This is a genomic window from uncultured Streptococcus sp., from assembly GCF_963536705.1.
Classification (GTDB): Bacteria; Bacillota; Bacilli; order Lactobacillales; family Streptococcaceae; genus Streptococcus.
This window is the reverse complement of sequence record NZ_CAUTAP010000007.1, coordinates 88,330-99,915: the sequence shown is the minus strand read 5'-3', so window position 1 is coordinate 99,915 and position 11,586 is coordinate 88,330. Positions and strand designations below refer to the sequence as shown.

Below are 11,586 nucleotides of genomic sequence, written 5' to 3'. Positions count from 1 at the left end.
ACGAGCCAATGGAATATCACTGGTCATTTTCAAACGGCGTGGCTGAATATCTGGAGCCAACTGCAGGGCAATCTTAACCAGTAAATTGCGTCGGTCCTTAGGAATTCTCGGATTGAGGTCATGCTCAATCACCCACTCCTGACTTTCTTCCAAGACTTCAATTTCCAGATATTTTGACAGGGCTACTCCAACAGAGTCAAAGCCAGGACCGATATTGGCGCTGGTCGCTGGTACAATAATTTTCATCTTAATCTCCTAATACTTTGAAGGTATTGAGCAAGTCAAACTCAGCAACTTCTTTGAGCTTAGCAGTGACATTTTCCAGCTGCGTCTTGCTGACAGCATGGGTAATAATCACCACGCGAGCCTTCTCGCCGTCAGTACCTTCCTGCAGAATCTGCTTAAAGGAAATATCCTCTGCATTGAAAATCTCAGCCAAATGCAGAACTTGGCCTTTAGAATCAGGTGCCAAGATAGAGAAGTAATAGCTACTCTTCACATCTTCTGGCTTAGCTAGCACAAGCTCACGGCTGAATTCATTGAAGGCCTTGCCAACTGTTCCATCATTCAAACGGCGGCTGATACGGACAATATCTGCCACAACACTAGTTGCAGTTGGTTTTTGACCTGCTCCTGGTCCGTAGTACATGGATTCTCCGATACCTATGGATTCGACAAAGACAGCGTTCATCACTCCATTGACACTAGCCAAAGGATGCGCTTTAGGCAGAAATGTTGGAGCTACTTCTGCTGCAATTCCTGATGGCGTTTCTTCGATAGAACCTACCAGCTTGACTACATAGCCAAGGTCTTGAGCAACAGCCACATCTTCTGGTGTGATATGCCGAATTCCCTGATGACCCACATCTTCAAACTTAACATTCATACCAAAAGCGAACTGGCTGAGAATAACCATCTTGTAAGCCGCATCAATGCCATCTACATCATTGGTTGGGTCGCTTTCTGCAAAGCCAAGGCGTTGCGCTTCAGCAAGGGCGTCTTCATATGACCAGCCTTCTTCTACCATCTTGGTCATCATAAAGTTAGAGGTTCCATTGACCACACCCAAGATACGGGTGATTTTGTCAGAAGCCAGTGAATTAACCAAGGTACGCAGGATTGGAATTCCACCGGCAACAGCTGCTTCATAGTAGAGAGCTACATTTTGCTTTTGAGCAATTTCCAACAACTCTGCTCCGTGAACAGCCAACAAGTCCTTATTGGCCGTTACTACATGTTTGCCAGCTTCAAGAGCACGAGTGATGAACGTTTTCGCTGGCTCAATCCGTCCCATCAATTCCACAACTATAGTAATCTCAGAATCGTTCAGAATTTCTTCAACATTTGTTACAAAATTAAAGTCATTTCCAGCTGCTAAAAGACGATCTTTTTCGGCATCATCTTTGACCAAGACTTTAGCAACCTCAATCTCTGAATGAGCCGCTTGAACGATTTTTTCTCCGTTTTCTTTCAGCAAAAAAGGCACACCGCTTGCCACTGTTCCAAAACCAAGTAAAGCTATTTTAATAGACATGAAGCACTCCTTGAAAATTTCTTGTATAAAAAATATTATAACAAAATTATATAAAAATGCCTACAAAACTACTTCTTTATTTGTTATAATAGATGTAAATTTCCGAAAGGAATTGTAATTTTTTTAAAAAAGGAGATATTATGACAGGAAAACACCGAGGAAATCGTATGCAGCAACGCAAAGCTAGAAAAAGAGCTATTTTACTTTCTCTGACAAGTTTATTACTTTTTCTCGTCCTGATTGTAGGTGGCTTTTCTTTACTAGCCAAGCTGCAAAACTCGCACAACCAAAAAGAAGTTAACAACGTGTCAACGAATCAGGTCAATACTTCATCTAAAACTTCGTCAGCACCGACTCGGGAAAAAAAGACAACTTCGGATGACAACAGTAAAGACAAAGTCAAATGGGTCAAGCAAGACCAGCCAGTTCAAGTTCCTATCTTGATGTATCATGCCATTCACGTCATGGATCAATCAGAAGCAGCTAACGCCGGTTTGATTGTGGACCCAGCCACATTTGAAAGTCATCTGAAAGCCTTGAAAGACGCAGGCTACTATCCACTAACACCAGCAGAAGCATACAAGGTACTGACGGAGAACGTCCTGCCAGAAAACAAAAAAGTCGTCTGGCTGACCTTCGATGATAGTTTAAAGGATTTCTATACTAATGCCTTTCCGCTTCTCCAGAAATATGACATGAAAGCAACCAATAATGTCATTACCGGATTTGTTCAAGCAGGGCGTGAAGATATGCTGACACTAGACGAGATAAAGGAAATGAAGGACAAAGGCATGTCCTTTGAAGATCACACCGTCAACCATCCCGACCTCTCAGCAACGACAGAAGACCAACAAAAAATTGAGTTAAAAGATTCTAAGTCTTACTTAGATAAAGAATTGTCTCAAACCACAACCACCGTTGCCTATCCATCTGGACGATACAGCGATGCAACCTTGCAGATTGCTGAAAGTGTTGGCTACAAGATGGGACTGACAACCAATAACGGACTAGCTTCCCTATCCAATGGCTTGCTCTCACTCAACCGCGTACGAGTTAACCCAACCACCACTGCAGAAGACCTGCTAAATGAAATCGCAACAAACTAATCTTAAAAAGCTTGCTTCACCTGAAGCAAGCTTTTTTATTCCAATGATTATAGCTTCTTTCAAACACCAAAAAACACCAGCTCCAAAGAACTGGTGTAAAGGTTTATTTAGACTTGATATAGTTGATACCATCCGCTTTCGGAGCAACAGCTTTACCAAAGAATGCCGCAAGGACTACAATCGTCAATACATATGGCGCAATCTGTAGATAAACCGTTGGAACACTTGAAAGCAATGGCAACTGGTTCCCGATAACCGCCAAACTTTGGGAAGCTCCAAAGAAGAGACTCGCCAGCATAGCTCCGATAGGACTCCATTTACCAAAAATCATAGCTGCCAAGGCGATAAATCCTGGACCTACGATAGTTGTCACAGCAAAGTTAACCGAGATTGACTGAGCATAAATAGCTCCACCAATACCACCGAGCAGACCAGAGATCATGACACCGCAATAACGCATGAGATAAACATTGATTCCCAAGGTATCTGCCGCCTGCGGATGCTCTCCGACTGAGCGAAGACGCAGTCCGAATTTGGTCTTAAACATGATAAACCAAGCAAGGAAAGAGAAAGCAATAGCAAGGTAACCAACCAAGCTTGTATGCTTGAAGAAAATGTCTCCCAAGACTGGAATATCAGACAGAACAGGGAAATTAAACTTCCCGAATGAACGCTGAATGTTATCTGTTTGTCCCTTGTTATAAATAGCTTTAACAAGGAAAATTGCCAAGGCTGGCGCCAGCAAGTTCAGCACTGTACCACTCACAACGTGGTCCGCACGGAAGGTAATGGTCGCAACAGCATGGATAAGAGAGAAGACAACTCCGACCAAACCAGCAGCAATCAATGAAAGCCACGGAGTCGCACTACCAAAACTCTTCTCGAAAGTCAGGTTAAAGAGAACGCCTGTAAAAGCCCCCATAACCATGATTCCTTCCAAGCCGACATTAACCACACCAGCGTGTTCAGAGTAAGCCCCGCCAATACTTGTGAAAATCAAGGGAGCCGCATAAATCAGCATAGATGATACTAATAAACTTAATACCGTTACAATATTCATCCTAGTTTCCCTCCTTCACTTTTTTAGCTTCTTGGCGACGATTTTTAAGGAAATCAAAGATTGTCATACCTGTCATACGCTCAATCAGATAGTGGGCGCTGACAAAGAAGATAATAGAAGCTGTTACGATGTTTACAAGTTCTGTTGGAATCTGAGCCACGTTCATACCTGGAGCACCCACACTCAGGACCGCAAATAGGAAGGCTGCAAAGAGAATTCCAATTGGAGAATTGGCTGCCAAAAGACTTACCGCCATACCATTGAAACCAACACTCAGGGAACTTCCTTGAACAAAGACATTCTGATAAGTCCCAAGTCCTTCTACTACTCCTCCAAGTCCTGCAAGAGCACCTGAAATAATCATAGATACGATAATAGTACGCTTAGATGACATCCCTGCATATTCAGATGCATTTGGATTAAGCCCTACAGCACGAATTTCAAAACCAAGTGTTGTTTTCTTAAGCAAATACCAAATAACCACTACTGCAATCAAGGCAAAGAAGATACCGATATTCATACGAGAGTTAGATGTAAGACTTCTCAACCACTCTGTTTGATAAATCGCATTTGCACTGACACGCTTACTAGAGTCAACACTCTGCATCACAGATTCTGGGAAACTATGAATAAGAGCATTTCCAACAAAAAGAACAATATAGTTCATCATAATGGTTACGATAACTTCACTCGTTCCCAGATAAGCGCGTAGAATTCCTGGAATAGCACCAACAATACCACCAGCTACTGCTGCAATGACTACAGTCGCCAATAACATCAAAGGACGAGGTAAATTAGGGAAGGAAAGTGCAAACCAACCAGCCAAAATCCAGCCAGCTAAGGCTTGACCAGGAAGTCCGACATTAAAGAATCCAGCCCGGCTAGCTACAGCAAAGCCCAAACCAATGAGAATCAGAGGTCCCATCGCACGAGAAATCTCACCCAAACTTCTCAAAGAACCAAAAGCTGTTTTAAAGAGGGATTCATACCCCCAGATAGCATCATAACCAAAGATGGCCATGACAACCGCTCCCAATAAAATCCCTAGAAGAACTGAGATTAAAGGAACCGCAATCTGTTGTGTTTTTTTAGACATTTGAAGCTCCCTTCTGAATCTTACCACCAGCCATGAGAATACCAAGCTCTTGCTTATTAGTTTCCTCTGGAGTTACAATTCCCTGAATCTTACCATCGTGGATAACGGCGATTCTATCAGAAACATTGAGGATTTCGTCTAGCTCAAAGCTAACAACTAGGACAGCCTTGCCTTGAGTCCGTGCTTCAATCAAGCGTTTATGAATGTATTCAATCGCCCCCACATCAAGTCCGCGAGTTGGCTGACTGACAATCAGAAGGTCTGGATCGCGATCCATTTCCCGAGCAATGATAGCTTTCTGCTGGTTTCCTCCTGAAAGAGCTGAAGCAGGTACATATTCACTAGCCGCCCGAACATCAAATTCATCCATCAACTTGCGTGCGTAAGAATAAATGTTACCATAGTTCAGGATTCCATTTTTACTGAGCGGTTCTTTATAGTAAGTCTGCAGAGCAATATTTTCAGAAATGGACATTGCCAGGACCAAACCATCACGGTGACGGTCTTCAGGAACGTGGCTGACTTTCATTTCAGTTATCTGCCGCGGCTGCTTACCAATAATAGACTGGTTCTTAATTGTAATCTCGCCAGAGCTAGCTTTTCTAAGTCCTGTAATAGCCTGAATCAGCTCGGTTTGACCATTGCCATCAATACCTGCAATACCAACAATCTCACCAGCTCGGACATCAAGAGAAAGTCCCTTAACAGCTGGAACACCACGGTTTTCTTCAACAACAAGATCTTTGATTGACAAGATAGTTTCTTGAGGATTAGCAGGCTCTTTCGCAGTCTTGAAGGAAACAGCCCGTCCCACCATCATTTCAGCCAAATCTTGGTTAGTTGCACCAGCGATTTCAACTGTTTCAATAGATTTTCCGCGACGAATAACCGTTACGCGGTCAGAAACTGCCCGAATCTCATCCAACTTGTGAGTGATAAGAATGATAGACTTTCCTTCTTTGACGAGATTCTTCATGATTTTCATCAATTCATCGATCTCAGCTGGCGTCAGAACGGCTGTCGGCTCGTCAAAGATGAGAATGTCCGCCCCACGATAAAGAGTTTTCAGAATCTCAACCCGCTGCTGGGCACCGACAGAAATATCTTCAATCTTAGCAGATGGATCAACTGCCAAGCCGTATTTCTCAGAAAGTTCCTTAATTTCTTTAGTGGCACCTTTCAAGTCCAACACACCATTTTTTGTGATTTCACTTCCAAGGATGATATTTTCAGCGACAGTAAAAGCTTCAACAAGCATAAAGTGCTGGTGCACCATCCCGATACCAAGTGAGGCCGCCTTTGATGGAGAGTCCAGTTTAACTGACTTTCCATTCACTACAATCTCACCGCTGGTCGGCTCAAGCAGGCCAGCCAGCATATTCATCAAGGTTGACTTGCCGGCACCATTTTCTCCCAAAAGAGCGTGAATTTCACCTTTTCTGAGTTCCAAATTGATTTTATCATTGGCTACAAATTCACCAAAAATCTTGGTAATTTCTCGCATTTCAATGACATTTTCATGTGTCATGGCTCTTTCCTTTCCAGAATTTCATTTTATTTCAATAAAATTTACTAGCACAGCCAGTGCTAATAAATTCTATTGACACAAAGGCGTCTCAATTTCAAAAAGAAGCGACCCTACACGGTCGGATCGCTCTTAAATTGTTTTATTTGTCAGGAACAGTGATGCTGCCGTCAAGGATTTTTGCTTTCGCTTCTTCAACGGCTTTTTTCGCATCTTCTGACAGGTTTGTAGTTGTCAAGTCAACTCCACCGTCTTTCAGGCCGAAGGTTGTAGTTTTACCGCCTGGGAATTTACCTTTAGCAGTTTGGTTAGCAATGTCTTGGACAGTCTTACCAACTTGTTTCAAGCTTGATGCCAAAACAAAGTTAGATTCTTTACCATCTTTAGACTTGTATTTACCTTCTTCAGTTTGATCACGGTCAACACCGAGTACCCAAACTTTTTCATCTTCATTTCTTGTTTCGTTGATTGACTTAGCTTCGTTAAATACTCCAGCACCAGTTCCACCAGCAACTTGGTAAACCACGTCTGCACCTGCAGCATATTGAGCAGCAGCAATTGTTTTACCTTTAGCAGCATCACCAAATGAGCCAGCATAGTCTACTTGAATCTTGATAGACGGGTCAACTGATTTCACGCCAGCTTCGAAACCTTTTTCAAAACGTGTGATAACTGCGCCTTCTATACCACCTATGAAACCAACTTGTTTTGTCTTAGTAGTTTTTGCAGCAGCAACACCAGCAAGGTAAGCAGCTTCATTGTCAGCAAAAATAGCTGAAGCAACATTCTCTTTTCCTTCGATAACATCATCAACAATAACATAATTGATGTCTGTGTTATCTTGGGCAGCAGATTCAACCGCATCACGAAGGGCAAATCCGATACCATATACTAAATTATAACCATCCGTAGCAGCTTGGTTTAGGTTATTCGCATATTGAGACTCATCATTAGACTGATAGTAAGTAAAACCATTATCTTTAGAAAGACCGTTTTCTTTACCCCAAGCTTGCAGACCTTCCCATGCAGACTGGTTAAATGACTTATCATCAACACCGCCAGTATCAGTTACGATAGCAGCCTTCAAATCAGTTTTCGCGTTTGAAGAATCTGAGCGAGAAGCACGGTTTCCACATGCAGCAAGTCCGAATGCTGCGACAGTTACTAGACCAAGACCTAGCCATTGTTTTTTGTTCATTTCTGAACCTCCTAAATAAGATGTGCAACACAGTTGCAAGTTTGAGTTTGGTCAGATGACCGATAACAGACTTATGTTAAATCTGTAAAAGAATATGGAAGTAATTCCTTGACCGTCATCACGACCGTCGATTTATCTTTAGCGACCAAGGTCACTTTTAGATCCTCAGAAAAAAATTCTGCCATTACTTGGCGGCAGGCACCACAGGGTGATATAGGTTTTTCCGTCTCACCATAGACAATCAGTTCTTCGAAGTCTAAAACTCCTTCTGAAACTGCCTTAAATATAGCTGTCCGCTCTCCGCAGTTGGTCAAGCCAAAACTAGCATTTTCAACGTTAACGCCAGTAAAAACCCGTCCGTCTTTAGCAACTAAAATCGCTCCGATAGGGAAATGAGAATAGGGAACATAAGCATTTTTGCTGGCTTGGACAGCTAAGTCAATCAACTCAGTAGTCGCCACTAGCTTCTTCTCCCTTCATAATCGCCACACCGGCTGAAGTTCCGATACGAGTCGCACCTGCTTCAATAAAGGCCAGCGCATCTTCATAAGAACGAGCACCGCCAGAAGCCTTGACGCCCATGTCAGGACCAACTGTTTTTCTCATGAGTGCAACATCTTCAACTGTCGCACCGCCAGTTGAAAATCCTGTAGAGGTCTTAACAAAATCAGCTCCAGCTTTCTGAGCCAATTGGCAGGCCTTAACCTTTTCCGCATCTGTCAGCAGGCAAGTTTCCAGAATTACCTTGACCAAGGTACCGTTAGCAGCTTCTACAACCGCACGGATGTCTCGCTCTACTAAATCATAATTTTTAGATTTCAGAGCACCGACATTGATGACCATATCCACTTCGCCCGCACCCTTTTGGATGGCGTCCTTTGTTTCAAAAGCTTTCACATCGGAAGTGTTGGCTCCTAAAGGAAAACCAATTGGTACACAAACCTTAACATCTGAACCTTTCAGCTGCTCCGCAGCAAACTCTATCCAGGTTGGATTGACACAGATACTGGCAAAATCATAAACTTTTGCTTCTTCAATTAAGTTCAGAATCTGCTCTTCTGACGCTTCTGGTTTTAAAAGCGTATGGTCTATGTATTTGTTTAATTTCATGTTGACTTCTCCTAGAATTAAGCAATAACCTCGATAATTTCGCTTACTGCAACGCTTTCATCACCTATTTTAACATTTTTTTGAAATTCTGTAACTAGTTCTTGAGAAATTTTTTCATTTGAATAAATTTTTGCGAAAACTTCTCCAATTTCGACCTTTTCTCCGACTTTCTTTTCGAAAACAATTCCAGTTTCATAATCCAAGTCGTCAGATTTAACTGCCCGTCCTGCTCCAAGTCTCATGGCAAAGAGTCCGAACTCCATAGCAGGCAGTTCAGTGATATAACCTGCCTGTTCTGCTTTCACATCTACAATATGAGCTGTACTTGATGGACGATAGAGATCTTCCAAGTCGCCGCCTTGAGCAGAAACCATAGCTTCAAATTTCTTCAAAGCAGCACCGTTGATCAGCTGTTCTCTCACTTCTTCCACCGTTTTCTCAACATCTGCCAGTCCGAGCATAATCTGAGCCAACTCACAAATGAAAGTTGTGATGTCTTCACGGCCCTTGCCCTGCAAGATTTCCAAGGCTTCTATGATTTCAAGACGATTGCCAATGCTGGTTCCCAAAGGCTGACTCATATCTGTCAGAACAGCTACTGTTTTTCTTCCGACAGCCTTGCCCAAATCTACCATAGTACGTGCTAGTACACGAGCGTCATTAATATTTTTCATAAAGGCGCCTTCACCGACCGTTACATCCAGAAGGATGCTATCGGCACCAGCCGCAATTTTCTTACTCATAACAGAGCTAGCTATCAGCGGAATCGTATCAACAGTTGCGGTTACATCTCGCAAGGCATAGAGCAACTTATCCGCTAGCACCAACTGATCAGACTGACCAATTACTGACAAGCCGATTTCCTGCACCTGCTTGATAAAGTCTTCCTGACTGCGCTCTACCTGAAATCCTTTAATGGATTCTAATTTATCAATGGTTCCTCCAGTATGACCCAGACCGCGGCCGCTCATTTTAGCAACAGGCACACCAAAGCTAGCCACCAAAGGAACCAAGACCAGAGTTACCTTATCACCAACACCTCCAGTAGAATGTTTATCTACTTTTATTCCCGCGATTTCTGACAAGTCAAACTGCTCTCCAGTTCCAACCATGGTCATGGTTAAATCCGAAATTTCCCGAGTCGTCATGCCCTTAAAATAGACAGCCATTGCAAAGGCTGCCATCTGATAGTCGGGCACCGTCCCGTCCACATAACCCTCAATCAACCACTGAATTTCCTGACTGGTTAGCTCCAGACCGTCTCTCTTCTTTTGGATAATATCTACAGCACGCATCCTATTTTTCGCTCCTTAGTATATAGTAGCCTTTGTCCTTCTTAACAATCTCACAGTTTCCAAAAACATCTTCCATCTTTGACTTGGCACTGGGTGCTCCCTGCTTTTTCTGAATCACAAGGGTCAAATCACCGCCTTCTGTCAAATGCTCATAGCTTCCGCTGATGACTTCGTGCACGACTTGCTTACCAGCACGAATAGGCGGATTACTGATAATATGGTCGAAAATGCCGTTGACTTTTTCATAAACATTCGACTGGAAGATATCAGCTGAAATCTGGTTTCTCTCAGCATTCTGCTGAGCCAAGTCCAAGGCTCGCTGGTTGATATCCACCATGGTCGCAGTTACTCCTTGCGCTTTGGCTAAGGTCAAACCTAGAGGCCCGTAGCCACAACCAACATCCAGCACTCTTTCTCCAGCTTCAAAGTCCAAGACAGACAAAAGGACCCGACTGCCATAATCAATCATCTTTTTACTGAAAACACCAGCATCAGTCAAAAAAGTCAGCCGCTGTCCTAACAGTTCTACATTTAATTCATGAATATCGTGTTTGGCATCAGGATTTTCTGCAAAATACATTTTAGTCATACAACCATTTTATCATAATTTTCCTAGATTTGTAAATCGTTTTCATTTCTCCAAAAAGTATGTTATACTAAAGTCCATCATACAGGAGTAACTTATGACTAACGAATTTCTTCACTTTGAAAAAATAAGCCGCCATACATGGCAAAACCTGCACCGCAAAACAACTCCGCCCCTGACTCAGGCTGAACTTAACTCTATCAAGAGTTTCAATGACAAAATTAGCCTTCAGGACGTGACGGACATTTACTTACCCTTAACCAATCTCATTCAGATTTATAAGCGTTCTAAGGAAGACTTGGCTTTTTCCAAGGGGATTTTTCTACAAAAGGAAAGCCGAAAACAACCTTTTATTATCGGAGTTTCTGGCAGTGTAGCCGTTGGGAAATCCACCACTAGCCGTTTGCTGCAGATTCTGCTTTCTCGGACTTTTTCAAATGCAACAGTCGAGCTAGTTACCACAGATGGTTTTTTATTTCCGAATAAAACCTTGGAAGATTATGGCATTTTAAACCGCAAGGGTTTCCCAGAAAGCTATAATATGGAGTTGCTTCTTTCCTTTCTGGATAGCATAAAAAACGGTCAGGATTTCCAAATTCCAGTCTACTCGCATGAAACTTATGATATCGTCCCTCAGGAAATGCAAGATGTAAAGGCTGCTGACTTTGTTATTGTCGAAGGCATCAATGTTTTCCAGAATCCTCAGAACGAGCGCCTATATATGACAGACTTTTTTGACTTTTCTATCTATGTTGATGCTGAGGTCGAAAATATTGAAAATTGGTATCTAGATCGCTTTAAAAAAATGCTGACGCTGGCTGAAAACGACCCCAAAAACTACTATCACCGCTTCACCACTCAAGCAGAAGAGGAAGTGGTAGCTTTCGCCCATAATGTCTGGAAAAGCATTAACCTTGTCAACCTGCTAGACTACATTGAGCCAACCCGAAATCGGGCAGAAATTATCCTGCATAAAGCTGGAAATCACGAAATTGATGAAATTTACTTAAAAAAATAAAAAAGCTTGTCAAATCTTAACTTTTCATATATAATTAGATAGTTAGTATTTTCAATGG

At 42.5% G+C, this 11,586-nt stretch carries 11 protein-coding genes and 1 pseudogene; 2 read left to right on the top strand and 10 right to left on the bottom strand.

Annotation, left to right across the window (positions count from 1 at the left end; genetic code table 11):
- Window positions 1-246 (bottom strand): annotated as a pseudogene (locus RWX26_RS05785) (homoserine kinase); the annotation flags it as partial.
- Window position 247: 1 nt separating this feature from the next.
- A complete protein-coding gene (locus RWX26_RS05780; protein WP_314580038.1) occupies window positions 248-1,534 on the bottom strand; it encodes a homoserine dehydrogenase in 1,287 nt (428 codons plus the stop codon).
- 140 nt (window positions 1,535-1,674) lie between these two features.
- Here RWX26_RS05780 and RWX26_RS05775 point away from each other — a divergent pair, with 140 nt between their 5' ends.
- A complete protein-coding gene (locus RWX26_RS05775; protein ID WP_314580036.1) occupies window positions 1,675-2,640 on the top strand; it encodes a polysaccharide deacetylase family protein in 966 nt (321 codons plus the stop codon).
- A gap of 103 nt (window positions 2,641-2,743) precedes the next feature.
- On the opposite strand, the gene RWX26_RS05770 is transcribed toward RWX26_RS05775, so the two are convergent.
- From RWX26_RS05770 to RWX26_RS05735, 8 genes are all read right to left on the bottom strand, one after another.
- Window positions 2,744-3,700: an ABC transporter permease gene (locus RWX26_RS05770; RefSeq protein ID WP_223312830.1), complete on the bottom strand. Its 957-nt coding sequence runs from the start codon at window positions 3,698-3,700 to the stop codon at window positions 2,744-2,746.
- Between the two features lies 1 nt (window position 3,701).
- Complete coding sequence (locus tag RWX26_RS05765; RefSeq protein WP_111675894.1) at window positions 3,702-4,796, bottom strand: ABC transporter permease; 1,095 nt, start codon at window positions 4,794-4,796, stop codon at window positions 3,702-3,704.
- Window positions 4,789-6,324, bottom strand: a complete 1,536-nt coding sequence (locus tag RWX26_RS05760) for an ABC transporter ATP-binding protein (protein WP_314580032.1) — start codon at window positions 6,322-6,324, stop codon at window positions 4,789-4,791. The genes RWX26_RS05765 and RWX26_RS05760 overlap by 8 nt, the downstream gene beginning before the upstream one ends.
- 139 nt (window positions 6,325-6,463) lie before the next feature.
- Window positions 6,464-7,519: a BMP family protein gene (locus tag RWX26_RS05755; RefSeq protein ID WP_002897688.1), complete on the bottom strand. Its 1,056-nt coding sequence runs from the start codon at window positions 7,517-7,519 to the stop codon at window positions 6,464-6,466.
- A 71-nt stretch (window positions 7,520-7,590) separates the two neighbouring features.
- Window positions 7,591-7,980: a cytidine deaminase gene (locus RWX26_RS05750; RefSeq protein ID WP_314580030.1), complete on the bottom strand. Its 390-nt coding sequence runs from the start codon at window positions 7,978-7,980 to the stop codon at window positions 7,591-7,593.
- The gene (gene deoC / locus RWX26_RS05745; RefSeq protein WP_314580028.1) at window positions 7,967-8,629 is read right to left on the bottom strand and encodes a deoxyribose-phosphate aldolase; all 663 of its coding nucleotides are present in this window, start codon (window positions 8,627-8,629) and stop codon (window positions 7,967-7,969) included. Before deoC ends, RWX26_RS05750 begins: the two co-directional genes overlap by 14 nt.
- 17 nt (window positions 8,630-8,646) lie before the next feature.
- On the bottom strand, window positions 8,647-9,924 hold the full coding sequence (locus tag RWX26_RS05740; protein ID WP_314580026.1) for a pyrimidine-nucleoside phosphorylase: 1,278 nt from the start codon (window positions 9,922-9,924) through the stop codon (window positions 8,647-8,649).
- A gap of 1 nt (window position 9,925) precedes the next feature.
- Window positions 9,926-10,513, bottom strand: a complete 588-nt coding sequence (locus RWX26_RS05735; protein WP_314580024.1) for a class I SAM-dependent methyltransferase — start codon at window positions 10,511-10,513, stop codon at window positions 9,926-9,928.
- 94 nt (window positions 10,514-10,607) lie between these two features.
- On the opposite strand from RWX26_RS05735, the gene coaA reads away from it, so the two are divergent.
- Window positions 10,608-11,528, top strand: a complete 921-nt coding sequence (gene coaA / locus RWX26_RS05730) for a type I pantothenate kinase (RefSeq protein ID WP_314580023.1) — start codon at window positions 10,608-10,610, stop codon at window positions 11,526-11,528.
- Window positions 11,529-11,586 lie beyond the last annotated feature (58 nt).